The 26,294-nt window shown below is 67.0% G+C and carries 33 protein-coding genes and 1 tRNA gene; 18 read left to right on the forward strand and 16 right to left on the reverse strand.

From position 1 onward, the window contains the following. Positions 1-4: 4 nt before the first annotated feature. The 4 genes from AC1DYU_RS11860 to AC1DYU_RS11875 all read left to right on the forward strand — a co-directional run bounded on the left by AC1DYU_RS11860 (position 5) and on the right by AC1DYU_RS11875 (position 3,461). Positions 5-754, forward strand: a complete 750-nt coding sequence (locus tag AC1DYU_RS11860; protein WP_158483439.1) for an electron transfer flavoprotein subunit beta/FixA family protein — start codon at positions 5-7, stop codon at positions 752-754. Positions 755-758: 4 nt separating this feature from the next. Next, positions 759-1,706: an electron transfer flavoprotein subunit alpha/FixB family protein gene (locus tag AC1DYU_RS11865; protein WP_158483440.1), complete on the forward strand. Its 948-nt coding sequence runs from the start codon at positions 759-761 to the stop codon at positions 1,704-1,706. Between the two features lie 95 nt (positions 1,707-1,801). After that, positions 1,802-2,698, forward strand: coding sequence for a 3-hydroxybutyryl-CoA dehydrogenase (locus AC1DYU_RS11870; protein WP_158483441.1), 897 nt, complete (start codon positions 1,802-1,804; stop codon positions 2,696-2,698). Between the two features lie 205 nt (positions 2,699-2,903). After that, positions 2,904-3,461, forward strand: a complete 558-nt coding sequence (locus tag AC1DYU_RS11875) for an HNH endonuclease (RefSeq protein WP_476791802.1) — start codon at positions 2,904-2,906, stop codon at positions 3,459-3,461. 11 nt (positions 3,462-3,472) lie between these two features. Here the strand turns inward: AC1DYU_RS11875 and AC1DYU_RS11880 are convergent, their stop codons facing one another. Then, on the reverse strand, positions 3,473-3,994 hold the full coding sequence (locus AC1DYU_RS11880; protein WP_158483443.1) for a disulfide bond formation protein B: 522 nt from the start codon (positions 3,992-3,994) through the stop codon (positions 3,473-3,475). A 10-nt stretch (positions 3,995-4,004) separates the two neighbouring features. Next, a complete protein-coding gene (locus tag AC1DYU_RS11885) occupies positions 4,005-4,622 on the reverse strand; it encodes a YqaA family protein (RefSeq protein ID WP_476791803.1) in 618 nt (205 codons plus the stop codon). Positions 4,623-4,737: 115 nt separating this feature from the next. Between AC1DYU_RS11885 and AC1DYU_RS11890 the strand changes: the two genes are divergently transcribed. Next, a tRNA-Leu gene (locus AC1DYU_RS11890) sits at positions 4,738-4,822 on the forward strand. A gap of 90 nt (positions 4,823-4,912) precedes the next feature. Here the strand turns inward: AC1DYU_RS11890 and AC1DYU_RS11895 are convergent. The 12 genes from AC1DYU_RS11895 to AC1DYU_RS11950 all read right to left on the reverse strand — a co-directional run bounded on the left by AC1DYU_RS11895 (position 4,913) and on the right by AC1DYU_RS11950 (position 13,192). Continuing rightward, entirely contained in the window at positions 4,913-6,073 is a 1,161-nt protein-coding gene (locus AC1DYU_RS11895; RefSeq protein WP_476791804.1) for a tyrosine-type recombinase/integrase, read from the reverse strand. Between the two features lie 10 nt (positions 6,074-6,083). After that, positions 6,084-6,353: a hypothetical protein gene (locus AC1DYU_RS11900; protein ID WP_476791805.1), complete on the reverse strand. Its 270-nt coding sequence runs from the start codon at positions 6,351-6,353 to the stop codon at positions 6,084-6,086. Beyond that, positions 6,350-7,297, reverse strand: coding sequence for a DUF5131 family protein (locus tag AC1DYU_RS11905; RefSeq protein WP_476791806.1), 948 nt, complete (start codon positions 7,295-7,297; stop codon positions 6,350-6,352). The genes AC1DYU_RS11900 and AC1DYU_RS11905 overlap by 4 nt, the downstream gene beginning before the upstream one ends. After that, positions 7,297-7,509, reverse strand: coding sequence for a hypothetical protein (locus AC1DYU_RS11910; RefSeq protein ID WP_476791807.1), 213 nt, complete (start codon positions 7,507-7,509; stop codon positions 7,297-7,299). Before AC1DYU_RS11910 ends, AC1DYU_RS11905 begins: the two co-directional genes overlap by 1 nt. Continuing rightward, on the reverse strand, positions 7,506-8,342 hold the full coding sequence (locus AC1DYU_RS11915) for a DUF6551 family protein (protein ID WP_476791808.1): 837 nt from the start codon (positions 8,340-8,342) through the stop codon (positions 7,506-7,508). The genes AC1DYU_RS11910 and AC1DYU_RS11915 overlap by 4 nt, the downstream gene beginning before the upstream one ends. After that, entirely contained in the window at positions 8,342-10,480 is a 2,139-nt protein-coding gene (locus AC1DYU_RS11920; RefSeq protein WP_476791809.1) for a ParB/RepB/Spo0J family partition protein, read from the reverse strand. The genes AC1DYU_RS11915 and AC1DYU_RS11920 overlap by 1 nt, the downstream gene beginning before the upstream one ends. A gap of 6 nt (positions 10,481-10,486) precedes the next feature. Beyond that, positions 10,487-10,705 carry a hypothetical protein gene (locus tag AC1DYU_RS11925; protein WP_476791810.1) on the reverse strand — a complete coding sequence of 73 codons (219 nt, stop codon included), beginning with the start codon at positions 10,703-10,705 and terminating at the stop codon, positions 10,487-10,489. Beyond that, positions 10,702-11,442: a hypothetical protein gene (locus AC1DYU_RS11930; RefSeq protein WP_476791811.1), complete on the reverse strand. Its 741-nt coding sequence runs from the start codon at positions 11,440-11,442 to the stop codon at positions 10,702-10,704. The genes AC1DYU_RS11925 and AC1DYU_RS11930 overlap by 4 nt, the downstream gene beginning before the upstream one ends. Then, entirely contained in the window at positions 11,439-11,762 is a 324-nt protein-coding gene (locus AC1DYU_RS11935) for a hypothetical protein (RefSeq protein ID WP_476791812.1), read from the reverse strand. Before AC1DYU_RS11935 ends, AC1DYU_RS11930 begins: the two co-directional genes overlap by 4 nt. After that, positions 11,759-12,127 (reverse strand): hypothetical protein, encoded by a 369-nt coding sequence (locus AC1DYU_RS11940; protein WP_476791813.1) that lies wholly within the window; start codon positions 12,125-12,127, stop codon positions 11,759-11,761. The genes AC1DYU_RS11935 and AC1DYU_RS11940 overlap by 4 nt, the downstream gene beginning before the upstream one ends. Then, complete coding sequence (locus AC1DYU_RS11945; RefSeq protein WP_476791814.1) at positions 12,128-12,490, reverse strand: hypothetical protein; 363 nt, start codon at positions 12,488-12,490, stop codon at positions 12,128-12,130. A gap of 105 nt (positions 12,491-12,595) precedes the next feature. Continuing rightward, on the reverse strand, positions 12,596-13,192 hold the full coding sequence (locus AC1DYU_RS11950; protein ID WP_476791815.1) for an XRE family transcriptional regulator: 597 nt from the start codon (positions 13,190-13,192) through the stop codon (positions 12,596-12,598). An 85-nt stretch (positions 13,193-13,277) separates the two neighbouring features. Here AC1DYU_RS11950 and AC1DYU_RS11955 point away from each other — a divergent pair, with 85 nt between their 5' ends. Further along, positions 13,278-13,532, forward strand: a complete 255-nt coding sequence (locus AC1DYU_RS11955) for a YdaS family helix-turn-helix protein (RefSeq protein ID WP_476791816.1) — start codon at positions 13,278-13,280, stop codon at positions 13,530-13,532. A 2-nt stretch (positions 13,533-13,534) separates the two neighbouring features. Here the strand turns inward: AC1DYU_RS11955 and AC1DYU_RS11960 are convergent, their stop codons facing one another. Then, entirely contained in the window at positions 13,535-13,783 is a 249-nt protein-coding gene (locus AC1DYU_RS11960; RefSeq protein WP_476791817.1) for a hypothetical protein, read from the reverse strand. Between the two features lie 186 nt (positions 13,784-13,969). Here AC1DYU_RS11960 and AC1DYU_RS11965 point away from each other — a divergent pair, with 186 nt between their 5' ends. The 5 genes from AC1DYU_RS11965 to AC1DYU_RS11985 are packed head-to-tail and all read left to right on the forward strand — an operon-like array spanning position 13,970 to position 17,213. Continuing rightward, positions 13,970-14,449, forward strand: a complete 480-nt coding sequence (locus AC1DYU_RS11965; protein ID WP_476791818.1) for a hypothetical protein — start codon at positions 13,970-13,972, stop codon at positions 14,447-14,449. Continuing rightward, positions 14,442-15,002, forward strand: coding sequence for a GcrA family cell cycle regulator (locus tag AC1DYU_RS11970; RefSeq protein WP_476791819.1), 561 nt, complete (start codon positions 14,442-14,444; stop codon positions 15,000-15,002). The genes AC1DYU_RS11965 and AC1DYU_RS11970 overlap by 8 nt, the downstream gene beginning before the upstream one ends. Further along, positions 14,999-15,256, forward strand: coding sequence for a hypothetical protein (locus AC1DYU_RS11975; RefSeq protein ID WP_476791820.1), 258 nt, complete (start codon positions 14,999-15,001; stop codon positions 15,254-15,256). Before AC1DYU_RS11970 ends, AC1DYU_RS11975 begins: the two co-directional genes overlap by 4 nt. Then, positions 15,253-15,882, forward strand: a complete 630-nt coding sequence (locus AC1DYU_RS11980; protein WP_476791821.1) for a hypothetical protein — start codon at positions 15,253-15,255, stop codon at positions 15,880-15,882. Before AC1DYU_RS11975 ends, AC1DYU_RS11980 begins: the two co-directional genes overlap by 4 nt. Next, complete coding sequence (locus AC1DYU_RS11985; RefSeq protein ID WP_476791822.1) at positions 15,879-17,213, forward strand: DUF7146 domain-containing protein; 1,335 nt, start codon at positions 15,879-15,881, stop codon at positions 17,211-17,213. The genes AC1DYU_RS11980 and AC1DYU_RS11985 overlap by 4 nt, the downstream gene beginning before the upstream one ends. 17 nt (positions 17,214-17,230) lie before the next feature. Here the strand turns inward: AC1DYU_RS11985 and AC1DYU_RS11990 are convergent, their stop codons facing one another. Continuing rightward, entirely contained in the window at positions 17,231-18,070 is an 840-nt protein-coding gene (locus AC1DYU_RS11990) for a hypothetical protein (protein ID WP_476791823.1), read from the reverse strand. Between the two features lie 73 nt (positions 18,071-18,143). Here AC1DYU_RS11990 and AC1DYU_RS11995 point away from each other — a divergent pair, with 73 nt between their 5' ends. The 7 genes from AC1DYU_RS11995 (at position 18,144) to AC1DYU_RS12025 (ending at position 26,270) form a co-directional block, all read left to right on the forward strand. After that, positions 18,144-19,877 (forward strand): DNA primase family protein, encoded by a 1,734-nt coding sequence (locus tag AC1DYU_RS11995; RefSeq protein ID WP_476791824.1) that lies wholly within the window; start codon positions 18,144-18,146, stop codon positions 19,875-19,877. Between the two features lie 308 nt (positions 19,878-20,185). Beyond that, complete coding sequence (locus tag AC1DYU_RS12000) at positions 20,186-20,959, forward strand: hypothetical protein (protein WP_476791825.1); 774 nt, start codon at positions 20,186-20,188, stop codon at positions 20,957-20,959. Positions 20,960-21,079: 120 nt separating this feature from the next. Then, entirely contained in the window at positions 21,080-21,448 is a 369-nt protein-coding gene (locus tag AC1DYU_RS12005; protein WP_476791826.1) for an HNH endonuclease, read from the forward strand. 150 nt (positions 21,449-21,598) lie between these two features. Further along, the gene (locus AC1DYU_RS12010; RefSeq protein ID WP_476791827.1) at positions 21,599-22,171 is read left to right on the forward strand and encodes a P27 family phage terminase small subunit; all 573 of its coding nucleotides are present in this window, start codon (positions 21,599-21,601) and stop codon (positions 22,169-22,171) included. 6 nt (positions 22,172-22,177) lie between these two features. Continuing rightward, on the forward strand, positions 22,178-23,983 hold the full coding sequence (locus AC1DYU_RS12015; protein WP_476791828.1) for a terminase large subunit: 1,806 nt from the start codon (positions 22,178-22,180) through the stop codon (positions 23,981-23,983). After that, complete coding sequence (locus AC1DYU_RS12020) at positions 23,980-25,356, forward strand: phage portal protein (protein WP_476791829.1); 1,377 nt, start codon at positions 23,980-23,982, stop codon at positions 25,354-25,356. Before AC1DYU_RS12015 ends, AC1DYU_RS12020 begins: the two co-directional genes overlap by 4 nt. Then, entirely contained in the window at positions 25,353-26,270 is a 918-nt protein-coding gene (locus AC1DYU_RS12025) for a S49 family peptidase (protein WP_476791830.1), read from the forward strand. Before AC1DYU_RS12020 ends, AC1DYU_RS12025 begins: the two co-directional genes overlap by 4 nt. Positions 26,271-26,294: the final 24 nt, after the last annotated feature.

The raw sequence follows: 26,294 nt of genomic DNA on the forward strand, positions 1-26,294 counted from the left end.
GACGATGAAGATCCTTGTGCCCGTGAAGCGGGTTGTCGACTACAACGTGAAGATTCGCGTCAAGGCGGACGGCTCCGGGGTCGAGCTCGCCAACGTCAAGATGTCGATGAATCCCTTTGACGAGATCGCCGTCGAGGAGGCGCTCCGCCTTCGGGAAGCCGGCAAGGCGACCGAGGTGGTCGTGGTCTCGATCGGCCCGGCCCAGGCCGCCGAGACGATCCGCACCGGTCTCGCCATGGGCGCCGACCGCGGCATCCTGGTCAAGGTCGATGGCACGGTCGAACCGCTCGCCGTCGCCAAGCTCCTCAAGAAGGTGGTCGAGCAGGAAAGCCCCGAGCTCGTCATCCTCGGCAAGCAGGCGATCGACGACGACTGCAACCAGACCGGCCAGATGCTGGCGGCCCTGCTCGGCTGGCCGCAGGGCACCTTCGCCTCGAAGGTCACGGTCGGTGACGGCTCGGTCGATGTCATCCGCGAGGTCGATGGCGGCCTCCAGACGGTTCAGCTCAAGCTGCCCGCGATCGTCACCACCGATCTGCGCCTGAACGAGCCGCGCTACGCCTCGCTGCCCAATATCATGAAGGCCAAGAAGAAGCCGCTCGATGAGACCTCGGCCGAGGCTCTCGGCGTCGACGTCACGCCGCGCCTGAAGGTGCTCAAGACCGTCGAGCCCGCCGGCCGCTCCGCCGGCGTCAAAGTCGGCTCCGTCGCCGAGCTGGTTTCCAAGCTGAAGAACGAAGCGGGAGTTCTGTGAGACCATGACGACGCTTCTTCTCGCCAAGCACGACAACAAGAGCCTCAACGAGGCGACCCGCAAGGCCCTGACCGCCGCCAAGGAACTCGGCGCGTCGGTCCATGTCCTCGTCGCCGGCCACAACGCCAAGGCCGTGGCCGAGGCTGCAGCCAAACTCGACGGCATCGAGAAGGTGCTGCTGGTCGACGATGCGGCTTACGAGCATCGCCTGGCCGAGCCGCTGGCCGCGCTGATCGTCTCGCTCGCCGGCTCCTATGACGCGATCGTCGCGCCGGGCACCACCACCGGCAAGAACGTCATGCCGCGCGTCGCCGCCCTGCTCGACGTGATGCAGGTCTCGGAGGTCACCAAGATCGTCTCGCCCGACACCTTCGAGCGGCCGATATATGCCGGCAACGCCATCCAGACCGTGCAGGCCAGCGACGCCAAGAAGGTCATCACCGTCCGTGGCGCCTCCTTCGCCGCGACCGGCGACGGAAGCGCCAGCGCCCCGATCGAGACGGCTGCAGCCGCCGGCAGTGACGGCACCTCGAGCTTCAAGGGCGAAGAGGTCGCCAAGTCCGACCGTCCGGAACTGGCCTCGGCCAAGATCATCATCTCGGGCGGCCGTGCCCTGGCTTCGTCGGAGAACTTCACCAAGGTGATCGAGCCCGTCGCCGACCGGCTGGGCGCAGCCATGGGCGCCTCGCGCGCAGCGGTCGATGCCGGCTATGCTCCCAATGACTGGCAGGTCGGCCAGACCGGCAAGGTCGTGGCGCCGGATCTCTACATCGCGGTCGGCATCTCCGGCGCGATCCAGCATCTCGCCGGCATGAAGGACTCGAAGGTCATCGTCGCGATCAACAAGGACGAGGAGGCGCCGATCTTCCAGGTCGCCGATTACGGCCTCGTCGGCGATCTCTTCACCATCCTGCCCGAGCTCGACGCCGAACTCGCCAAAATCGGCAAGTAGGCTTGGGTGCACTGCGCGCCTTTGATTGATATATAAAGGGGCTGCCGTTCGCGGCGGCCCACATCGCTTCCGACAAAGGAACGATGACACCGGAGATGGAACAGACCATGTCGGCTCAGGCGATCAGGACGATCGGCATCATCGGCGCGGGCCAGATGGGCAACGGCATCGCCCATGTGGCGGCGGTCGCCGGCTTCGAGGTCAGGCTGCATGACCTCGCCGAGGATCGCATCAAGGCGGCGCTGGCGACGATCGACGGCAACATGGCTCGCCAGGTCGCCAAGGGTGCCATCGGCGACGAGATCCGCCGCGACGCCATGGCGAAGATCATCGCGGCTCCGGGGCTGGAAGGCCTCGCCGATTGCGACCTCGTCATCGAGGCCGCGACCGAGAGCGAGGAGACCAAGCGCAAGATCTTCACCGCCGCCTGCCAGCACATCAAGCCCGACGCGATCCTGGCCTCGAACACCTCCTCGATCTCGATCACGCGGCTCGCCGCCGCGACCGACCGGCCCGAGCGCTTCATCGGCATCCATTTCATGAACCCCGTCCCGCTGATGCAGCTCGTCGAGCTGATCCGCGGCATCGCCACCGACGACCAGACCTTCGAGCTCGCCCGGGAGTTCGTCGGCAAGCTGCACAAGACCGTCTCGGTCTCCGAGGATTTCCCGGCCTTCATCGTCAACCGCATCCTGCTGCCGATGATCAACGAAGCGGTCTATACGCTCTATGAGGGCGTCGGCTCGGTCGAGGCGATCGACACCGCGATGAAGCTCGGCGCCAACCATCCGATGGGCCCGCTCCAGCTGGCCGACTTCATCGGCCTCGACACCTGCCTCTCCGTGATGCAGGTGCTGCATGACGGGCTGGCGGACTCGAAATACCGCCCCTGCCCGCTGCTGGTGAAGTACGTCGAAGCCGGCTGGCTCGGCCGCAAGACCAAGCGCGGCTTCTACGACTATCGCGGCGAGAAGCCGGTTCCGACGCGCTGAGGCCTGCGTCATGCTCGGGCTTGACCCGAGCATCTCTCCAAATTGCGTCCGCTGGAGATGGTCGGGTCGAGCCCGACCATGACGCCTTGGCAGCCCAAACGCCGCATCCCCTTCACATTCCTGTCGTCTCGCGCTTACATTGATCTCCGTGCGGGATTCGTCCCGGCGACGAAGCGGAGGTGCGGCGGGTTTGACGGCGCATGTGATGCATCCGATGGCCTCACCGGACGGTTGTCCGGCGCTGGTCCTCAATGCCGATTTTCGGCCTTTGAGCTACTATCCCCTCTCCCTCTGGAGCTGGCAGGATGCGATCAAGGCGGTCTTCATGGACCGCGTGAACATCGTGTCCGAATACGACACGGTCGTCCGCAGCCCCAGCTTCGACATGCGGCTGCCCTCGGTCGTCTCGCTGAAGACCTATATCAAGCCCTCCCGGACGCCGGCCTTCACCCGCTTCAATGTCTTCCTGCGCGACCGCTTCTCCTGCCAGTATTGCAGCGCGCGCGACGAACTGACCTTCGACCACGTCATCCCGCGCTCCAAGGGCGGCATGACGACCTGGGAGAACGTCGTCGCGGCCTGCTCGCCCTGCAATCTGCGCAAGGGCGACAAGATGCCGGCGAGCGTCGACATGTTCCCGATGCAGAAGGCCTACGCCCCGACGGTCAACGACCTGCACCGCAACGGCAAGCTGTTCCCGCCGAACTACCTGCACGAGAGCTGGCTCGATTATCTCTACTGGGATTCCGAACTGGAGCCGTGAGCCCCGCCGCGTTATGCGCGGCGGCTCAGGCCGAGCAGGGACAAGGCCAGCAGCCCAAGCGAGGCAAGCGCGTTCCAGCCCGCCAGCGACAGCCCCAGCAAGCGCCAGGCGGCCTCCGAGCAGGCGACGACGCGCGTGGTCTGGAGCTGCTTCATGAAATCCTGCACGCCGGGCGCCGAGGCGACGCCGCCGCCGCAATCGCTCGGGCCGAGGAACCAGCCCCATTCGACGCCCGCGTGGTAGGCACCAAGCCAAGCGCTCCAGGCCATGAGTGCAGCAAGCCCCAGCAGCACCAGCCACTGCAGCCGGCTTGAACGGGCCAGGGCGAGCGCCGCCAGCGACAATCCGATCGCGGCATAATGCGGCAGGCGCTGCTCCAGGCAGAGCTTGCACGGCACCAGCCCGACCACGATCTGGAAATACCAGGCCCCGGCGATGAGCGCCGCGCTGCCAAGCCCGATCGCGCCGATGAGGCGAAGGCGCGTCAGGGTCCGGCCGCCATCGGTCGCGGCGTCAAAAGTGGAACTGGTCATGGGCGTCGGCTCAGCAGGAGAGAAGCTGGCCCGATCCTGCGGCCAGCTTGAGGCCGAAATACAGCAGGATCAGCGCGGCCGCAGCCACCACCGCGATCACTTTCAGGCGACGCTCGATGAAATGCCGGATCGTCTCGCCATAGCGGCGCAGCAGGAAGGCCAGAGCGAAGAAACGGGCACCGCGCGCGAGGATGCAGGACAGAACGAAGAAGACGAGCCCGATATGGACGGCACCGGCCAGGATGGTGACGACCTTGATCGGCGGCAGATGCGCCAGCCCCGAGGTGGTCAGCAGCATCAGCAGCAATTGCTGGTCGCCATGGACGCAGGCCTGCAGCGCCTCGAAGGCGCCGAGCTTGCCGTAAAAGGCCAGCACCGGCTTCGCCAGGATATCGAAAGCGTAATAGCCGAGCGCGTAACCGGCGATGCCGCCCAGCGTCGAGAACACCGTCGCGATCAGTGCGAAGCGGTAGGCCCGCACGGGACGCGCCAGCGCCATCGGCACGAACAGCACATCGGCCGGGATCAGGAAGAACGAGCTCTCGACGAAGGCGACGATAGCGAGCCAGAGCTCCGCCCTCGGCCGCGCGGCCAGCGACATGGTCCATTCGTAGAGGCGCTTGATCATGCCGCTGCTCTAGCGTCAGCGACGGGACCCGTCTATCCGCCATCAGTGCTTTTTGCTGCGCCGCGACAGATTGACCGAACACAGCCGATCGCTATAGTCCGGCCGCCCGCAAGGGGCCCCTGTGGCGGAATTGGTAGACGCGCTCGACTCAAAATCGAGTTCCGCAAGGAGTGCTGGTTCGATTCCGGCCAGGGGCACCACCGGTCCAAGAGACCGTTGATTTCATTGATCTTTTTGGCCTGATTTTTCTCACCGGGTACAACCACCCGCAAAAGTGGGAAAGATCTGTTCTAGCTTTCTTCCTCTTCGACCACCTCCGGCGCGTCCTCGATGCCGTCGAGATCGCCCAGGTCGATGAAGTGCATGCCAGCGCCGGCGAGCCTGCGGCGGTTCGCCCGCTTGGTGTAATGCGCAGCCTGGGCCGGCGTTTCCCATCCGAAGATCGCCATCAGCTGATGCTCGGTCGCGCCGTTGTCGGCGGCGATCGTCGCGCCGGCCTTGCGCAGGCCATGGGCTGAACATTGCGGCAGGCCGGCCTCGTCGCAGCGCTTGCGGAACCAGTTGCCGAATCCGTTGCCGGTGAAGGGTCGATCGAACTCCGTCACCAGGAAGGTCATGTTGCCCAGGGGCGATCCATCGATGATCCGCGTCAGGATCGGCAGCACGGGCAGCTGCCGCGGCTTCGGCTTCGCGGCACCGTTCTTGACCTCGGTGAAGTGCAGCCAGCCGCTGCGGATCATCTGCCGGCCGAGCCTGACCGCATCGGAGCGGCGCACGCCGGTGAAGAGCAGCAGGCCGAGCGCGAGATGGGCCTTGGTGCCGATCGGATGGCGCCTGGCGAAGGTGCGGACCTCGTCGATCGTCCAGGCGTGGAAGCCCTCGCCCTTCATCGGGAAGAGCGGCACGTCGCGGGCGATGTTGGTCCTGACCAGCTTCACATTCGGTTGCACCGCCCATTTGAAGACCTGGCGCAGCGCCTTGACCCGGCTGTTGGCCGCCTCCGGCGTCGCCAGCTTGCGATCACGCAGGACGTAGAGCGCGGACACGTCGAGATGCTCGAGCGGGAAGTCGGCGAAGTGGTCCTGGGATCCGGGCGCTATCGGCTCGTCGAAGGTGCTCTCGAGCACCAGCCGGCGAACGTGGCGGGTGCGATTGCCGTTCTGCAGGAACTCGGCGCATTCGGCCATGTAGCGCGCGCAGAGCCAGCGATAGGTCCCCGGCCTGGGCAGCTTCACCGTCGACCAATGGGCCATGCCGGCGAGCTGCTCGGGAGTCGATGGCCGGATCAGCGTGTCCTGAACAGTCGCTGCGTCATAGGCCTGGCGGAACGCATCGGAACCGGGCGTCTCACGGATGCGGATCTTGCGATGCCCCTTGCCCCGCCAGAAGTAGATCCGCACATTGCCATGCCGATCGAGGTCCTCATGGACGTGGCGGAATTCGATCAGCATGCGGCACCGCTCAGACCGCGGCCTTCCAGCGGCCGGCATCGGCGCTGTCGGCGGTCTCTCCGCCATCCTGTTCGGGCAACGCGTCGAAGGCAAGATCGAGCTTTCGCAGGTCCCAGACGGTGCGGGCGTTGACCTGCTTCGGGCGGGGCATGCGGCCGTCGTCGACCATGACGTCGAACAGCGAGGGCGAGACGCCGACATAGGCTGCCGCCTGGCATCGGTTGAGACCGCGCGGCGGCAGCGAGAGCGGCAGGATCTCGGCGCGCTCGCGAGGCATCATGCGGCTGCCTTCGGGAACTGCCGCACCAGCAAATGCGCCGGGATCGGGCGCATCCTCGCCTTCACTGCGCCACCCATCTGCTTGACGAAGACGGCTGTGCCAGCTGCTGCGCACTGCTGGACGATACCCTCGGCCCAGGCATCCTCCATGTGACGTGCACCGGCCCCGCTCTCGCCGCCGACGATGATCCAGTCGAGAGTGACGCGCTCGGCCCTCACCCACTCCGGACAGCCATCGGCGTCTTTCGGGCCTTCGGTCACGTGGTAGTGCGCCCTGCCTTCGGGGCAGTTGCCGCATCCGTCATCGCAGCCCGGGCAGCCCCAAGTCTTGCCGTCGATTTCGGTATCCAAGTCGCCCCAGTCGAGCCAGGGTTCAAAATCGATCGCGCTCAGCAGCGGTTCAGCCGAGACGCCAACCCACGGGACTCCGAGCTTGGCCTTCAGCGCGAGCAGACGCGGGATGTCGCGGTCGGCTTCATCCTGATTGCAGACCGTCACCAGCAGGCCGACGTGCTTCGGCCAGCTAGTGACGCCGATCGCGGCAAGGCGCTTCTCGACGACGCTGATGCGTTTGGTAACGATCTGGATCTCGATGCGATCGCACTGGACAATCTTGCCCCAAGCCTCCGCGAACCATTCGAGCGGAACCTCGGTGTCGAAGAGATCGGACATCGATTGGATGAAGACGCGGCGCGTCGAGTTGGGGTGATACTTGCCGATGACGGCGTCCGCCGCCCACCAAGCATAGTCGTTGTCGAGCCGGTTGAGCGCCGCGGCCGCGCTCTTGATCTTCCGGCGAGGCGCTCCGACGCCCCAGAGGCTTTCGCCGAACCGGCCGGACCATGTCTCCGCATAGCAGCGGTCGCATCCTGGACCGACCTTCGTGCAGCCCCACCAGAAATTGACCGTGGCGTCGGTCCATTCGATGCCAGTCTTGTCGCCCATCACGGCACCACGGGTCGGAGGATGCAGGCGACGGTCGGGCGGTTGGCCCGGCCCGGTTCGCGCGGGCAGTCGTCCAGGGTCGAGACCAGGACGAGCAGGATGATGCCGGTTGCGGCGATCATGCCGCCGATCGCCAGCGCGAACTGCAGCATGCAAGCGCGGCGAAGCTCGCGCCGGTATTCGCTCGATCCGGGCCAGTCGCTGCGGTTCATGCCGCCACCGGAAGGTTGAGATGGCGGCGCAGGAAGGCTTCGATCTCGGTGGCCAGCACGCGCCAGCGCAGGGCGCCCTTCTGGACCGGAGCGGCCTGCATACGGGCGAAGGCGGCCGGCAGGTCGAACTCGTCCAGGACGTCGAGCTGGTCGGGATGATCGCGCAGCGCCGGCGTGGCTTCGAACACCGCGCAATAGGCGGTGATGATGCCGGCGCGGACCATGCCGATATTGCCGTCACCGGCCTTGACGATCGCCTCGAGCGCGGCCGTCAGCGTCTCGTCGCCGTAGAGATCGGCGAGCTTGTAGATCGTGTTGACGGCCAGGGTCTCGCCGCGGCCCATCTCGGAGGCCGGCTTCATGTCGGCGATCGAGACGCCGGCCTGGACGCAGATCTTCTGGATGCGCAGCGCCGCTTTGTCGCCGGCGGTGACCCGGGCCTTGTGCAGCACGGCCGGCCGCACGGCGAGCTGACGCGTGTTGATCTCGGTGAAGGCCTCGGCCTGCTCGGCCTCGTCGACCAGCACGACCATGCAGGGCACCGATTTGATGTTGCGCAGCTTGGCGGCATGGCAGCGATGCTGGCCATCGATGATCGCATAGAGGCCGCCCTCGACCGGCGCGACGATGACGGGGGCGAAGCGGGACCAGCGGAAGCGCTCGGCGATGCGGCGGATCTGCTGGCGGCCGCGCTGCGAGAGGGGCCGCTGGTAGCGATCGTCCATACGCAGGACGGAGAGCTCCAGCCATTGCGTCTGCGGCGGCGGGCCGGGCTGGGTGGTGAAGACGACGCCGGCGAAGCCGTCGATCTCGATCGGGCGGAGCGCGTCCATCACGCGGCCTCCGCTTCGTCGGCCCGCGGCGCCAGCGCCAGCAGGACCATGGCGGCGTGGGTGGAGCCGAAGGGTGCGGTGACGCCGCGGGCCTTCAGCTCCTTGCGGAGATCGGCCGTCTTCAGCTCCTCGAGGCGCTTGCGCTCCTGGTCCTGCCAGATGCCCTGCGCCGCCTCGGCCGCGCTCTGGTGCTGCTCGACCAGCGGCAGCGCTTCCGCCGGCGTCTCGGGCTCGGGCGTATCCTCCGGCTCTGGCGGGGTGTCGATCGCCGTGAAGACTTCGCCGCGCAGCAGCGGCGGCAGCCATCTGTGAGCGGTGGCAAGCCGGGCGGTGACGGCAATCAGATCGCCCTTCTTGAGTTTGGTGTGTTTGGACGGCTCGTCCCCGCACTCGGCGATCGCCGCGATCGCCTCAGCCTTCGGAGCCGCGGTGAAATAGGCGGCCGGGTCGAAGGCCTGGACGAGCGCGGCACGATGCGCTTCGACCGGCAAAGCGCAGCGCAGGTCCGTAACGGCGGCGGCCTGAAGCGAATCATAGGAGTTGGCATTGTTGGCCGTGCTGGTGAAATCGAGCGCGTGCGCGATCGCGCGGGCGACCTGCTTCTGCAGCGCCTCCTGGTCCCATGCGATGGCGGAGCGGAAAACATCGCCGAACGACAGGTTGCGATGCTCATAGCTGCGGGCCGGCCAAGGCAGGTCTGGCCCCTCGCCGCGTCCTTTGAGGTCGATGCGTAGCGGCGTGCCATAACAGACAGCGGTCGCCACGAAGGCAGCGAGCGCGATACGCGGTTCGCCGGCCAGGACGTGTGCCGCGGCGCGCGTCGCCGTCAGCGCAAGATCGTCCATGAGCGCGGCCGACAGCCGCGCTGGCTCTGGTGCTTCCTCGCCATCGGCGGCAGGCTTGGGCTTCGGTGCCACCATGCCGCTGGGCTTGGGCTCGGCCTTCGGTTTCGTTTTCGTGAAACCGCGCGCGATCGTCAGCGAGCCGTCACGCTCGATGCCGATGGTCGCAATTGCCTTGGCGCGCTGTGCTTCGGGGAGGCGCAGCCAGGACGACTGTTCAGTCAGCAGGCTCTTCTCGCGATCTAGCAGCGTCTGCTCGCTGGCCAGATCATCATCCTCGCGCAGCTGGGTGGCGACCTCGGCCGGCTCGTCGTCTTCATCCCATTCGAGCCTGTCGAGCGCGTCCTCGATCTCCTGCCGGCGCTCGGCGATCGCGGCGAGGCGCTGCTCGATCTCGACGGCACGGGCAGGCTTCTCGGCCTCCGGCAAAGCTGGCTTGGTCAGCCGGCCCCACATGTAGCTCTGCTGCGCTGGCGAGCCGAAGAGAACCTCGCCCCACCCCTCTTCCTGTTGAATCCGCGCGGCTTCTGCCGCCAGCTTGTCGTCGACCAGACGCTGCAGCAGGTCGCCGTCGGCGAAGTCGGGCTGCTCCACGAAGAGATCGGCGACGAAGCGACCGCCGGCGACGCGATAGGCTTCGGCGCCGATGAAGCGGGCCGCTAAGTGGTCGGCGGGAACGGTGCCGGTGGTGAAGCTGCGACGCACGCTGTCGGCGCGCAGCCGCCAGCCTTCCTGCGATTCCATCGCTTTCTGCAGGTAGAGCGCCTGTTCGTCTGCGGGTACGAGAGTGAAGGCGCGCGCGGACTCGCCGTTGATGACACCCTCGAGCCACGCCTTGCGGACGTCGGGATGGAGCCGGCCGAGGGCCTGGCGCTGCTCGACCTGGCGCAGCGTGATGCCGAAGTGAGCGGCGATGTCGTCGTTGGTCTTGCCGCGCTCGGCGAGCTGGGCGAAGGCCTCGTATTCTGCGACGGGGTGCAGCGGCTTGCGCAGCACATTGGCGGCAACCGAGATCTCGAAGGCGTCGGCGTCGGGCTCGTGGTCGCGCAGCATGACCGGAACGGCCTCGGTCCAGCGCCGCTCAATCCAGAGATGTTTGATTGCCTTGAGGCGGCGGTTGCCGTCGATGATCTCGACGCGCCCGTTGGCGACGAGGCGGCCGACCAGCGGCTGCAGCAGGCCGTGTGCGGCGATCGAGGCGACCAGGTCGGAGACGTCCTCGTCGCCGGGGCGGCAGTTGACCGCGACGCCGGCGACAAGATCGGCAGGCCAATATTCATTCGCATGCTGGCTCATCGGCCATCAGTCCTTCTGCGGGAGGGGGAAGAGTTCGTCGCGGGCGTGGGGCACGACCGTGACCTCGATCGATTTCGGATCGGGCCAGTGCAGGTTCTCGCCGCCCGGCTGGCGGCCGGAGGCGACGCAGGCCTGGCGCAGCACGCTCTGGATGCGGCGGGCGAGGTCGATGTCGGTGACGATCTCGGGCACGTCGATCGCGACGATGACGGTGCGCGGCTTCATCGTGCGGCCTCGCGCGTCAATTCGGCGAGCGTGTCGGGGCTGCTCTTGGCCCGGGCGCGGGCGCCGTGCAGCCGCGACGACCACGTCTCGAAGCGGGTGACCCAGGCCTCCGCCGCCTTGGCCGGCGACATCACCTTGATGCGCTGCTTCAGGTTGAGCGGCCTGATCGGCCGGAGCTTCTCGTCCCAGGGGCGCGGTTGCGGCCCGAGCAGATGGTCGCGCTCGGCCAGCAGCAGCTGCAGATCGACATGGTGGACGCGGTCGCGGATCACCGCCGGCAGCGGCCAGGGCAGGCCGGCCTCGGCATGCAGATAGCGATCGATCGGCTCGGCAAGTTTGCGCCGGAGCCGCTGGATCGAGAGGCGTGGGCCGGTGGTATCGCCAAGCTCGAGGCGCATCTCGTCGAGCGCGAGCTGCAGGGCGGCGAGGAAGGGCGAGGTCTGCTCGCCGAGCGGGCCTTCATAGCCGTCATGCAGCAGGAAGGCCATGGCGAGCGCATCGTCCTGGGTCTGGCCCCAGAGGAAATCGGCGCCGATGCAGCAATGCTGTGCGACCGAATAGACCAGCCCGCTCGGCAGCTGGTTGGCGAAGCGGCCGGTGGCGCCGAGCGGGATGGCGATGTCACGGCGAATGTCGATGGTGCCGGGCTCGATCGTCCGGCCGAGCGTCAGCGCCCGGCCGGAGGCGAGGAACATCCAGGGCGCGGCTGCCGCCGGCACGGTGTCGGCCGGTTTCATGACGGCGCGCCCCAGCGCACCCGGCGCCGGCGGCCGATCCGCAGCGCCATGCCCTCGGCAGTATCGAGGTCGTCGAGATCGACGATATCGAAGGCAGCGTCGCCGTTCAGGGCCTTGGCGCGATAGAGCGCGTCGATGAAAAGCGTGCGCGTAGCGCGATCGATACGCTCGTCCTCGGCCGCGCGCTCGGCCGCGACGACGTCGCCTTGGCTTGCCGCTTCCGCCTCGGCAGCGTCGACGCGTGCCATTGCGTCGCCGAGGCCGCGGTTGTCGGGCTGCTCGCGCGGCACGATGCCGCCGGTGGGTTGCGTCTTGATCATCGGCTCGCCTCCCGCTGCACCGGTTCGCAGGGATGCGGCCGCAGGCGCTGCAGCCGACGCTCGGTCGCTTCCAGCGTCGAGAGGGCCAGCCGGCGCAGGCCCGGCGCATCGACGCCGCGATCGCTCTGGATGCCGTCGATCATGCGCCGCGAGACGATGCCGGCATCGGCCTGGATCAATGCGGCCTGGGCGAGACCCCAGCCGGCCCGGGCGGACAGGGCAAGCGGTCCCCGGGCGATGCTCGGGTCGCGCTGGCTGCGCAGACGCTGGGCAAGCCAGGTCATGTCGTTGGCCACGGCCTGCAGACGGGTAACGGCGATGCTGCGCGCAGAAGCTTCAGCGCCGGAGAGGGACAGCGCGTCCATCTACGCCGCCTCCATGTTGGAGGCGGCATCGTCGGCGCCCTGGGCATGCTCGCCGCGCTCGGCGATGCGCTTGCCCAGCAGCTTGGCGGCGTGCGGGCCCAGTGCCGCGGCGAGTTCGACATGATAGCCGGCGCGGGCGAGGTCGTAGATGTCGGCATAGCCGCGACTGATGCGGCCCTCGTCGAGCAGCTCGACCATGTCGGCGACGACGACGTCGCGGACCCCCTCCTCGGTCGGCTGGTTCGGCCCCAGCTCGACCCTGGTTTCGCGGGCATAGGCGCCGACGAGGCGGCGCTTGATCAGGGTTGCGTTGACGGTCTCGACCGGGGTCGGACGGCCGGGCAGCGGGCGTTCGTGACGCATGGCGGCGCCTCCATCGGGTTGCGATGGGGCTATGCGTAAGTGTCACTTACGGGCTTGTCAAGTTCTGCTTACCCCTCCAGAAACTGGAGCGTGGCAGCCGCTTACCTACATATCGATCCAGCTTCGGCGAACTCTTCCGATGATTCGGACCGCATGATCATCGAAAAAATGTGCCTCATGGTCTGGGTTCGTCGAGACAGGCTCGAAGCGATCAGGGTTGGGTCGATAGCGCTTATATGTCGCTTCGCCCTGCTCATTGGCGACGACGTAGCAAGCGTTTGGGACCAGCTGACGCTGCTTGCGGTTCGCGACGATGATTGAACCCGGAGGGGATATCCGATTCATCGAATCGCCCTCTACCGTGAGGGCAATCCAATCCCCGTCCGGCAAATCGGTGACCGCTACGCGGCCGACCTCGTCGAAGTTGCTGATCTGCAAGTCAGCGGCGACGTCACCGGCCGACACCCATGTCAACATCGGCACCATCGTGATCGACTGATCGTCGTCGCTGCCGGTGAGCCACGATAGGCTAACACCCAGGATCTGGGGGAGCTTCAGCAAGTGCGCCTGTGACGGCTTGGTGTCGTTGGATTCCCAAAGGCTGATGGCATTGCGCGAAAGCGACCCTATACGGCCGGCGAGCGCTTGCTGGCTCAAGCCTGCCTTCTGCCTTGCCGATCGAATGCGAGCACCGAGTGTCATGGTGCGCATTATCGTAAGTTTGGCTTGCGGAGCGGAGACAGTATCGCTTGACAGATGAGGTAAGCAGTACTTACCTTCCGCCGCCATGGATGCTTCACAAAAGGACCGGGCCGCGAAGGCCCTCGACGCTGCGGCGCAAGCCGTGGGGTCGCGAGCTGAACTCGGTAGGCTACTGGGCATATCCGGTCCTGCTGTCAGGCAATGGCAGGTGGTGCCTGCCGAGCGGGTCGTCTCAGTGGAAGGCGTCAGCGGCGTTCGGCGCGAGTATCTTCGTCCGGACCTCTACGAGCCGGCCGCAGCTGAACCCAATGTCGCGCCGGCGAATGAGGCCGCGGCATGAACTCACCCGCCTTGCCCGCTTATCTGCTTCACGCGGCCGGCCCTTACGTTGGCGAACAGGGTTTTGACCTGTGCGATCGCCTCCGCTCGGGCGGGTTCGGCTTCATATCCCTTGATCTCATGCGAGAAATCCTCGGCCTCGGTGAGGATCGCCAAGGTGTTTCGCTCGATCCTGTCGATGTCGTGCTCGGTCAAGCGGCCGCGCCGGGCGGCGGTGGTGATGTCGCCATAGGCGCGGATCAGCAGCGTCATCAGCAGCATCCCCGTCAGATCGGCGGGCGTCTTGGGCAGTTGCATCCTTCGGTTCTCCATTGGACGGCGCTGATCATGGGGCCCTACGGCGTCGCCAGCAATCTCGATAGCTCGACCTAGCGCGTTCCGGCCGGCCGCGCGGCCGATAAAGGCGCGGCGCCATTCTCCCGAGACGAGGGCTGAGACATGAGCGAGCAGGATGCCTGGTTCTACAGGATGAAGGCGGCCCAGCGCGATCTGATCGCGCGCTGCGGCGGCATCGAGCCGGCGGCGCGGATCGGCAAGGTCTCGGTGCCGCAGATGGGTCGGCTCAACAATGTCGGCGCCGACGATCTGATGAGCGCGCGGGTCAAGGGCCGGCTCGAGCATCACGCCGGCGAGCCGATCGTCAGCCGTGTCGAGGTCGAGGCGCTGGGCTGGGTGGTTGCGGTCGAGACGCCGCGTGACGAGCCGCGGCCCGAGCTGCATGTCGCGACCGCGCGCGTCGTCGCCGAGGCCTCGGACGTGATGGGAGCCTATGCGCAGGGCATGAAGGATGGCCGCCTCTCGCCGGCCGAGGTCCAGCTGATCCAGGCCGAACTCTCGGCACTGGCCCGGGTGGTCGAGGATGCGCGGCTGTCCGGCGCCGCCCTGCTCGCTCTGGCAGGAGGGCTCAACCGTGAGTGAGGTCGTGCTGTCCTGGACGGAAGAGCGTGTCAGCGCGTTGCACCGGATGGTGGCCAGCGGCCTGACCGCCGAGCAGATCGCCGCCGAGCTCGGTGGCGTCAGCCGCAACGGCGTGATCGGCAAGGTGCACCGGCTCGGGTTGAACTTCGCCCGGGCCGGCACGGTTTGGCCGAAGGCCCCGGCGCCCAAGACAGCGCGCGTGGCGAAGCCTTCGATTCCCCGCAAGCCAGCGCCGCGACCGGCGCCGGTCGTGATGGCGCCGCCCGAGCCCGAGATCGATCCGACGCCGAAGCTCTGGCCGAAGCCGGCCGGCGCGGAGGCGGTTGCGCTCGACGAGCTGCGGGCCCGGCATTGCCGGATGCCGCTGTGGGACATCCTCGCCAGGGGCGGGCTGTATTGCGGCAAGCCGGTGCGGGCGGCGGGCGAGAGCTGGTGCGCGGCTTGCGCCAAGCTGGTCTATGAGCCCCGACCGATCCGGGCGCAGGAGGAGATCAATGCCGCACGGGCCCGGTGGGCGCGGCAGCTCAGCAGCGACGGGGCCTTCGCATCATGAGCGGCGCCCTGTCCTTCGATGAGATTGCGGCGCGGCTGAAGACGGCCGCGCAGAACGAGCTTGCCGGGATCAACCAGATCGAAATGTTTGCGGCCCGGACCAGCGCCGACCTGCGAACCTTGACCGTGGTCGAGATCCGCCGCCAGGCCGAAGCGCTGGGCGCCGCTCATCGCATCGCGCTGGCGCTGGCGAAGCGGCCTGACCTGGCGATCGGTCTGCTGCTTACCGGCGCCGACATCGAAGGCCTGTCATGACGGAGACCCTGACCCAGGCCGTGCGGCGGATGACGCTCGAGGGCAGCCAGCCGACGCCGATCGCGCTGGCGCTCGGCGCGGACGCCAACCAGGTGCGCACGCTGATCGCGCGGCTGCGGATGCGGCGCGACCTGCCGCCGCCGCCGGCGGCCAATCCGAATTCCCTCTCCGGTCAGGTGCTGCAGCTGCTCGACGACCAGCAGCCGAATCCGCTGTCGATGCTCGCGATCCGGCGCTGCCTCGGCTGCGGCCAGGCGGCGCTGCTGCGCGCGCTGGACAAGCTGACCGGGATCGGCGCGATCCATGTCCAGGACACGCTGGTGACGCTGCTCGATCGCGTGATCAACGACGATCCGCGCCCGGCACCCGTCCCCTTGCTCCCGTCGCCGGAGCGGGCCCGGGTGCTGCATGCGGCCATCCGGCGCCGGGCCTTCGCCTGCGTCGCTATGGGCGATCGCGAGGGCGCGGTCTCGCTGCTCAATCGGGCGGCCGAGCGCAGCCCGCCGGCGGTGGCGACCAACTTCCTGGTGCTGGGCGATCTGCTCAGCGCGCCGGAGACGCGCGGCAAGGGCGGTTCGATCCGCGGCTATGGCGGCGCCCTATCGGAAGCGGGGTTCTGCGATTGAACGCCCTGCCCCACAAACCGGATCCGGCTTTCGACGCCTGGGTCGACCGCGCCAAGGCGGTCTCGACGCTGAACGCCGCATTCAAGTTCGGCTTCGTGCCAAAGGGCGCGACGGCGCGGACCAGTCGCGCGAGCGGCGAGATCGTCGGGCCCTGCCCGCGCTGCGGCGGCGTCGATCGCTTCTCGGTCAATGCCACCACGGGCCTGTGGAACTGTCGCGGCGCCGGCAAGGGCGGGGCCGATGCGATCAGCCTGGCGCGCTATCTGATGATCGATGCCGGCTTCCTCGAGGCGGTCGAGCAGCTGACCGGCGAGCCGAAGCCGGGCCGTCAGGCCGTCCCGCCGACGCCCGAGGAAATTGCCGCGCGCGAGGCCGCCGCGGCGCAACGCCGCGCCGATGACGAGGCCAACCGGGCCAAGGCCGAGCGCTCGAACAACCAGTTCCGCGAAGACGAGCGCCGGCGCTGCCATCAATTGTGGACAGCCGGCGAGCCGGCGCCGGGCTCGCTGGTCGAGGCCTATCTGCGCTGGCGCTGCATCCCTGGTGTGCCCGACCGGGCGAAGCTGCGGCTGCATCGCGAGATCCATCTGCGCCACCCTGCGGGCAAGGACGGCAAGATCGTCTGGACCGGGCCGGCGATGCTGGCGCCGATCGCCGGCAATGACGGCCGCTTCATCGGGCTGCACATGACCTGGCTCGACCCGCGGCTTGATCCGCAGGCGGGCAAGGGCGCGCTGGCCGAGGGCGAGAAGGGCAAGCTCGTCTTCGTGGTCGAGGGCGAGCAGATCGACGTGAAGCGCTCGCGCGGCTCGAAGATGGGCGGGCATCTGGTGCTGGTGCCGTCGCCGACCGGCGTCGTCACGCGCATCGTCATCGGCGAGGGCATCGAGACCGTGCTGTCGGTCTGGGCGGCCATGCTCGAGGCGGGCGAGGGTCTCTCGACCACCGAGTTCTGGTCGGCGATCGACCTCGGCAATCTCGGCGGCCGCCATACCGGCACGGTGCCGCACCCGACGCGCCAGCAGCCCGACAGCGCCGGCCGGATGCGCCGGCCGCGCGACAGCGCCGGCCGGATGCGCCGGCCGCGCGTTGCCGGCCCGGTCCCGGACCTGACCGAGCCGCACCGCTCGATCGCCCTGCCCGACAGTGTCGTCCACGTGCTGATCCTGGCCGATGGCGACTCCGACCGCTTCACCGTCGAGACCACGATGACCCGGGCCGCGGCGCGCTGGGCCCTGCCGGGGCGGACCGTGCGCGTCGCCTGGCCCGACGAGGGCGGGGATTTCAACGATATGCGGATGAAGCGGATCAGGGACAGAGTGTCGTCTTGATGCCCGACCTAAATCTTTCAGCTGATCGCAGCAGCTTCGAATCGGCGGATTTGAATCATGTTGGCAATCTCCTCGGCCCTGGCGTCTCGAACGAGTTGATTGGCGATCGCCAGGATATTCGCAAACAGCTGCCTAATTCCGATGACCAATGCGTCGGCGGCCGCCTGATCAATCTCACCAGCGAGCAGTCGCCGATCTCGAAGATTGCGAGCCTCCTGTGGGGAATCGGCTACCCAGCCAGCAAGTTGATTCTGAAGCATAATCGCATAGGCAACCATCTTTGTTGCGTCCCCAGCTCTTCGACCCTCTGGATTCTGGCCCAATATTTCATCCGATGTGGTGACAATCATGCGCGCCGTAGAGCGCGCACTGAGAAGCGCGTGGACGAAATGCGCACTAACAATTTCTGGTGGATTTCTAGGTCTTTCACTAAGCAGGTTATCCGCACCGATCAGAGAGTTTATCTCATTTTCGATCGCAAGGTATTTGTTTCTCTCATCTCGCAATTCGGGGGAACGCTGCCGCAGACCTTGTGCAGCAGCCACAGCTGCTTGCCGATTGGCCGCGGTCAGTTGCTGGGTCAACCAGCCGAGAGTGATGAAAGCCACTGTAGCGGTCAATACATTGCCCAGAAGACCCTGATAGCGGTTGATCCAAAATTCTCCGCAAGAAAACACGACGTTTCTCATCGGCTCAGACGCTTGCAGAAGCAAAAACGGATTACACGCATCCTCGACGAAAACGTAAATGATTGCCCAAAGTACTGTGGCACAAAAGCCCAGGAGGACAATCAACAAAGAACTACTAGCCAAAACCCTGAGAAAAAACTGGCGAATTACTCGAATTTTATTGGGCATAGCGCTCCCCGCCTATTGTCATCTGATTATCGGCTGGACTTTCGCTGTCTGGCAATTGGCGTCGGCCCTGCCCATGGTTGATCAGCCTTCAAGCGACCCGATCCTCGGTGCCGTCCACAATGCGCGGACGGTTTCAGCCCTCCCCGCGCGAGAGCCTGACCCCGCAGCCCCGCCCGAGGAATCACGGGAACCGGAGCGCGACGGGCAAGAGATTCTGGCGGAGTGCGCCGAGCTCGACCAGAACGACACCGACAATGCCCGCCGGCTGATCCTGCATTTCGGCCGCGACGCGATGAATGTGCGAGAGGTCGGCGTGCATGGCTGGATCGGTACGCATTGGGATCCGGAGGGCGGTGCGCAGGCGCTCGAGCGTTGCGCCCAGGTCACGGCGAAGCGGATCAAGCTCGAGGTGCCCCATATCGCGCCGAAGGAAGGCGAGTCTGCGGCGATCAAGGCGGCCGAGGCGCTGGAGGAGATTCCGCCGGACCAGCTCGACGCTCCTTCGAAGGAGATCATGGCCGCCGGCGCCGCCGCCAAGGCCGCGCTCGCGGCAAGGCGAGGCGGCCGCTACAAATTCGCGGTCTCGTCGGGCAACCGCAACCGCACCGTGGCGATGATCGCCCAGGCGCTGCCGCACATCACGGTGGCGCCGGCCGATCTCGATTCCGACCCGATGCTGTTCAATGTCCGCAACGGCACGCTCGAGTTCCGGAAATGGCATGTGCAGGTCGAGGACCTCGATTGCCCCGATCCCGACATCACGCGGTACCGGCGCGAGGTCCGCGTCGCGGTGCGGCTCAAGGCGCATGATCGCGCCGATCGGATCGCCAAGCTGGCGCCGGTGTCCTACGAGCCGCGGGCGCGCTGCCCGCGTTTCCTGAAATTCATCGTCTGGGCCCAGCCGGAGAAGGCCAACCGGCGCTTCCTGCAGACGGCGATCGGCCGCGGCCTGCTCGGCGGCGCCCAGACGCAGGCGCTGATCTTCCTCTATGGCGATGGCGCCAACGGCAAATCGGTGGTGATCGAGACCTTCGCCGAGCTGCTCGGCGGTTATGCCGGCCGGCTCAAGCCCGAGGCGATCTCGGGCCAGCACGAACAGGCCAGCGACAAGGCCAATCCCGACATGGCGCGCCTCGCCGGCAAGCGCCTGGTTGTGATCGAGGAGCTGCCGCGCAACGCGCCTTTGCGGGAATCGCTGGTCAAGACGATGACCGGCGGCACGCCGATGCCGGTGCGCCACCTCAACAAGGGCCTGTTCGACCTCAACCCCGAATTCATCCCGATCATGACCGGCAACGACATGCCCGAGATCGGCGGCCTCGATGCCGGCATCTGGCGGCGCATGAAGTTCCTGCGCTTCGCCGCGACGATCGCCGCGGCCGAGCAGCGGCCGCTCAAGGAGGTCGTGGCCGAGTTCATGGAGGAAGGGCCCGGGATCCTGCGCTGGCTCGTCGAGGGCGCGCTGCGCTTCCTGCGCGACGGCCTGGTCGACCCCGCCGGCGTTACGGCCCTGACGCAGTCGCATCGCGAGGACCTCGACCCTGTCGGCGCCTTCCTGGCGGCTTGCGTGTCGACCTCTGCCGGCGGCCGCGTCCAGGCGCGCTCGATGTACGAGGCCTTCGTCGCCTTCTGCGAGGCCAACGCCATCCGGCCCTGGAAGGAAACGATGTTCGGCCGGGCGCTGAAGCGCAAGGGGCTGAAGCGGGAGGACAAGCGCATCCGGGAATGGCTCGACGTCGTCCTGCACGACGTCCCCGAGCGCGCGCCCCGCAGCCCCGTGAAGGACGCGCGGGTGGCAGACGACTAACCCTCGCGAGCGTTGCGAGGGTTGCGCGATGGTTTGAGCGAACTATCGCGCGAGTAATCATCGAACGAATACAAAGACTTAATCAAGATTTGCGAGGGTTGCGAGGGTTTGCCTCGCGGGGCTGTATTCTGTCAGGGGTTCCGGGGGGAAGATCAAAACGGCACTCTCTATTCATATCTATAGATAAACTATCGCAACTCTCGCAGAGAAGTAGCTAAGCTACTCAAATACAATCCAAAATCAGCGCGCGATGGTTTTCGCGAACCGTCGCTCAACCCTCGCAACCCTCGCGGTCCAAAGAGGCTCGGATGAAAACGATCGATATCGAGGCCTTCCTGACCTGGGCCTATCGCGACGAACTGCCGAAGGCGGAGACGCGGGGCGCCGTCGTTGCAGGGCTCGGCGCCAGTTCGGGCGGCTGGGACGCGATCTCGCGGCAGGGCGAGCTGATGGCGGAGATGGTCTCGGACGGCCGGCTCAACCGCTATGGCGTCATGCCGCTGCCGATCGATTGCGGCCCGCCGCATCCCGATGCGCTGACGCTGCATGAGGCGGTGGCGCAACTGGCCGGCATGGATCTCGACGTGCCCGACGACTGGTCGCCGCTCGAAGGCCTCGGCCTGTCGCCTGATGAGCAGGCCGATGCGATCGGCCGGGCCATGCCGCGCATCGCCTCGATCGAGGGCGAGCGCACGCGCCTGCGCTTCAAGCCGGCCGAGCTGGTGCGCCGCTACGCCATCCTGCGCTCGGCTCCGTCCTGGGAGTTCGCCACGCCGAAGGCCCGCTATGTCTCGGCGCATGGCCGGCCGCTCTGGTTCCGCAAGGTGCCGGTCGAGATCCGCGGGCTGGTCTATGAGCAGGAGGCCGACGGCTATAACGAGCGGGCCAAGCGGCCCTTCCCCACCGCCTATCGCAAGACGGTGCTGGATCCCGACCCTGCGCTCGCGGTGATAGACCGGGCTGAGTACGAGGTCTGGCATGATTCGCTCGCCCTGCTGGTCGAGCTGCTCGGCGAAAGCCTGCATGACCATCGCCTGCTGCCCTGCCCTCGGCCTGCGCGGCCATGGCAAAATAGGGTGTAGGCGCACCCCTCGACCCCCCTTGTTTTGCGGCAGTCGCTTGACATAGGGTGGCCATGGTTCATCAGGTATCGAGACGCCGCCCGGTTCACACCGAGGCGGCGTTGTCGTTGGGAGGGGTCCGTGCCTGTTCGCATCGGCTTCTTCCGCACTGCCGAGCAGCAGCGTGCCAGCGACCAGGCCAAGCGCGACTATGAGCAGCGCCGTACCGCCGAGATCGAGACACGCCGGCTCTACTGGACGGCACGCTGGCGTGCCATCGCTAAGCATCAGCTCGCCCTCGTTCCGCTCTGCGAGGAATGCGAACGCGATGGTCGGGTGACGCCGGCGACGGTGTGCAACCACAAGATCGCCCATCGCGGGAACGTCGCACGCTTCTGGGCGGGGCCATTCGAATCGGCATGCAAGGCGTGCCACGACGGCGTCATCCAGGCGCGCGAGGCGGCCGAGATGCGGGCCGGAGGGGGGCGGGTCAAAAGTCCAGGCCCCTGAAACCCTGCACCGGCGTCCTAAGAGCTAAGATTTTGGCGCGGTATTCTGGCTGGATTATTTTTTTGAGGAGGCTGTTGGGTGGGACGCAGGAAAGATGCGCCCGCCACTCAGGCGGCGAAGGGATTTCCCGGCCGGCGCAAGGCGCGCGAGATGAAGGCGGCGATCGAACTGGCCGCGCGTGCGCAGCCGGCAGCCGACCAGGTCGCTGCGGCGAGCGATCCTTTCACTGCGCCGAGCCTGTTCCGCTCGGCGCCAGTCTATTACGCCCGGGCGCTCGCCGTGTGGTCGGATACCATCCGGGGTCTGCGCGCCATGGGCCGGCTCGATTCGCGCTACGCCCCGTCGATCGCGATCTACTGCGTCGCGGTCCAGGAGTGGGAAGTGGCCTGCGCGCATGTCCGCAAGAACGGCTTCGTCCAGAAGGTGATCCGCACCACCGGGGACAAGTGGTTCCGGCCCAATCCGATGCTTGACGTTCGCGCCGCGGCTGAAAGCACGATCCGCGACAAAGCCAAGGAATTCGGCCTGTCGCCGCTGTTCGATCAGGACCTGCTGAAGGTGCAGACCTTCAACCGCTCGCAGGGCAAGGGCCAGGGCGAGTTGCCGCTCGAGGAGCCCGACGAGGTGGGGGCGGCGGGGGATGCGCCTGCGCGCCAGCCTGGCGAGGACCCGCTCGACTTGATGAACCGGGCGGATTCGCCTCCGCCGGACCGGCTCAACTAGACCACCATGGAGGAGGACCGTTCGGGCCCGTCGCCCGACACGACCGCCGATCCGCATCCGCTGCCGCCCTGGCTTGCCGAGGTGGCGGCCGATCCGGCCTATGCCTGGGCGCTGTCGGGCTGGCGCCGCGCTGCGTCGCTTCCGGGCGCCTGGTTCGACGAGGCCAAGGCCCAGAAGGTCGTCGAGGCGTGGCCTAAGATCCTGCGGCTGACCGAGGACCGTTTCGACGGCAAGCCGTTCTGGCTGCTGAAATGGCAGGCGATCACGGTGCGCCTGCTGGTCGGCTGGAAGAAGCCGGTCGAGATCCTGGACGAGACGACGGGCAAGCCGCGGATCGCCTGGGTGCGGGTGTTCCGGCGGCTCGATCTCTGGATCGCGCGCAAGAACGGCAAGTCGGAGTTCCTCGCGGGCCTCGGCATCCTGTTCTTCTTGCTCGAAAAGGTCTCGGGCGCGCAGGGCTTCGTCTTCGGTCGCGACGAGAAGCAGGGCATGGTGCCCTTCCGCAAGATGAAGGGCATGATCGAGAAGTCGATCGGCCTGATGGTCGGCCGCGACGGCACCCGCCGCGTCGTCAACCAGGCGAAGAGCATCTTCGTGCCGGAGACCAGCGGGTTGTGCGAGCTGCTCTCGGGCAAGCCCGACGGCAAGCACGGCCGCGCGCCGACAGTGATCATCGGCGACGAGATCCACGAATGGCTGACGCGCGTGCTCGCCGACACCTTGCGGCAGGGCACGGCGACTCGCCTGCAGCCGATCGAGCTCTACGCCTCGACCGCCGGCGTCAAGACGGCGCGCATCGGCTACGAGTGGTTCGAGGAGAGCATGGAGATCCTCGAGGGCACGAAGGACGACCCGACCACGCTGGTCGTGTTCTTCGGTGCCGCGGCCGAGGACGACTGGACCGACGAGGCGGTCTGGCGCAAGGCCAATCCCTCGATCGGCATGACGCCGACCTGGGATTACATGCGCATCGAGGCGCGCAAGGCCAAGGGCAAGCCCGCGGCTGAAGCCGCGTTCAAGTGCTACCACCTCAACCAATGGGTGGATCACGTCTCCGGCTGGATCCCGGTCTCGGTCTGGAAGGCGGCCACCGCCGAAAGCGAGAGCTGGAAGACGCAGTTCGTCCGCTTCAAGGGCCGCCGCTGCTTCGGCGCCACAGACGTCTCGGCGGTGCGTGACCTAACTGCGCTCGTCTGGCTGTTCGAGCCGGAGGAGCAGGACGGCGCCTGGGACCTGCTGCCGATCTTCTGGGTGCCGGAGGGTACGCTGGCGCAGCGGCAGGAACAGGACCGCCGGGTCAACTGGCAGTCCTGGGTCGACCAGGGCGCGCTGCGAACCATGCCGGGCGAGGTCGTCGACCTGAAGATCGTCGCCGACGCCATCCTGGAAGGCATGGCGGCCTTCGAAGTCCAGATGCTCGGCTTCGACAGCTGGGGCGTTTCGCAGCTGCAGATCATGCTGCAGGACGAGGGCGTCACGGCGACGATCGGCGACGACCCGTTCATGGTCAATCTGCGCCAGGGCCATCGCACCCTGGCCGAGCCGACCAAGGAATTCGAGCGGCTGGTGTTCCAGCGCAAGCTCGATCACGGCGGCCACCCGGTGCTGGCCTGGATGGCGCAGCATTGCGGTGTCCGCTTCGACGCCAACCTGAACTACGTCCCGGACAAGGCCGGGTCGAAGGACAAGATCGACGGCATCATGGCCTCGGTCATGGCGGTGGCGCTGACGATGGGCCCGGCCGCCGCTGGCCCCTCGGTCTACGAGGATCGCGGCATTCTGGAAATCGAGGTCGAGGAGTGGGCACCATGAATCTTCGTGGCTGGCTCGCTCACGCGCTGCTCGGGCCGGAGCTGGCGGCCGAGCGCTACGGCCCGTCGCACGGCGTCTCGGACGCCAACGGCTGGTTCGTTCGCATGTTCGGCGGAAAGACCAAGGCCGGGATCAGCGTATCGGAACTCGGCGCGCTGCACCTGCCGGTCGTCTATGCCTGCGTCAACCGGATCAGCAACCCCGTCGCCGGCGTGCCGGTCGGCATCTTCAAGAAGGGCCCGAAAGGCGACGCGATCGCGGTCACCGATCATCCTTTTGCCCAGAAGATCAGGCTGCGGCCGAACGATCTGATGTCGTCGCGCACCCTGCGCAAAACGCTGCAGGGGCACGCGCTGCTCTGGGGCAACGGTTACGGCGAGATCGAGCGCAATGGCCGCGGCCAAGCCGTCGGCATCTGGCCGCTTCTGCCGGACTCGACCGAGCCGCGGCGGATCCGCGACGAGCTGCTCTACGAGACGACGATCCAGGGCCAGCGCCATCAGCTGCAGCAGCGAGACGTGATGCACATCATGGATCTGTCTCATGACGGCTATCGCGGACTGTCGCAGATCGCGATGGCGCGCCAGGCGGTCGGCATGGGCCTCGCCATGGAGGAGTTCGGCGCCAAGTTCTTCGCCAACGACGCCAAGTCCGGCGGCTTCCTGATGCATCCGGGCCGGCTCTCCAGCAATGCCCAGGGCAACCTCGCCGGAAAGCCGCGCGCCGGCGGCTCGGACCAGCGCAGTGACGCCGGCGCCCAGCTCGAAAGGCAGGGCGGGCTGGAGAATGCGCACCGGGTCAAGGTGCTCGAGGAGGGCGTGAAGTACGTCTCGACCACGATCCCGCCCGAGGATGCGCAGTTCCTCGGCTCGCGCGAGTTCCAGATCGCAGAGATCGCGCGGATCTATGACGTGCCGCTCGTCCTGCTGCAGAGCCATGAGAAGTCGACGAGCTGGGGCTCGGGCATCGAGCAGCTGATGATCGGCTTCGTCCGGCAGACGATCGAGCCATGGGTCGGCGCTTGGGAACAGGAGCTGAACTGGAAGCTCTTCACCGACGAGGAACTCGAGCAGGGCTACTACGTCAAGTTCAACCTCAACGCCCTGCTGCGCGGCGACATGAAGGGTCGCGCGGCTTTCTACAAGGCGCTGTTCGAGCTCGGCGTGCTGACGCCGAACCAGATTGCCGCGCTCGAGGAGCAGGACGGTTTCGGGCCTGACGGCGACGTCCATTTCATCTCGAACAACGTCCAGTCGATCGAGCGGGCGATCAACCCTCCCGATCCGCCCCCGCCTGCTGCGTTTGGCGCGGCGCCGGCCACCGACGACGACGCTGACCCCGACGAGACCGAGGAAGAGGAAACCGGCGCATGAAATACGCCCATATCCTGATGGCGGTCACCGAAGAGCGCTGGGCTCTGCAGGAATCGAAGCTGCAGGCCATCATCGACTTTCTCGCGGCGCAAAGCGCTGGCCAGAAGCTCTCGGCCGAGGAGGTCGCGGCGCGGATCCCGGCGAAGGTCGAGCGCGAGGCCGCCCGGCAGGTCGGGCGTGTCGCCCTGTTGCCGTTGCGCGGCGTCATCGCGAACCGCATGAACATGATGACCGAGATCTCCGGCGGTACCTCGTCGGAAGGCTTCGGTATGGCCTTCCAGGCGGCGCTGCGTGCCGATGACATCAAGGCGATCGTCATCGACGTCGACTCGCCCGGCGGCATGGTGAGCGGTACGGCCGAGTTGTCGCAGATGATCCATGCGGCGCGCGGCGTGAAGCCGATCGTCGCCCATGTCAACGCGACCGCCGCCAGCGCCGCTTACTGGATCGCCTCGGCCGCGACCGAGATGGTCGTGACGCCCTCCGGTGGCGTCGGCGATATCGGCGTTCTCGGCATGCATGACGATGTCAGCGGCGCGCTCGAAAAGGCCGGCGTCAAGAAGACGATCGTCAAGGCCGGCAAGTTCAAGGCGGCGGTGAACCCGTTCACGCCACTCGACGACGAGACCCGGGCCCGCATGCAGGCCCGCGTCGATGCGGCCTACGGGAACTTCGTCGCCGACGTCGCCCGCAACCGCGGCGTGGCGCTGGCCCGCGTCCGCGACGGCTTCGGCCAGGGCGAGATGGTCGATGCCGCCCAGGCCGTGGCCGAGGGCATGGCCGACCGGGTCGGCACGCTCGAGGAAACCCTGCAGCGCTTCGGTGCCTCGCTCTATGGCGAGGCGATCGCCCAGCCGCCGGCGGGACGCCGCGCGGCCCTGCAGCGCGACAAGCGGGCTCTCGCCCTTTCGTAACACCCGCCGACCGGCGGTCACGGC

The organism is Allobosea sp. P2_B12 (assembly GCF_056404835.1).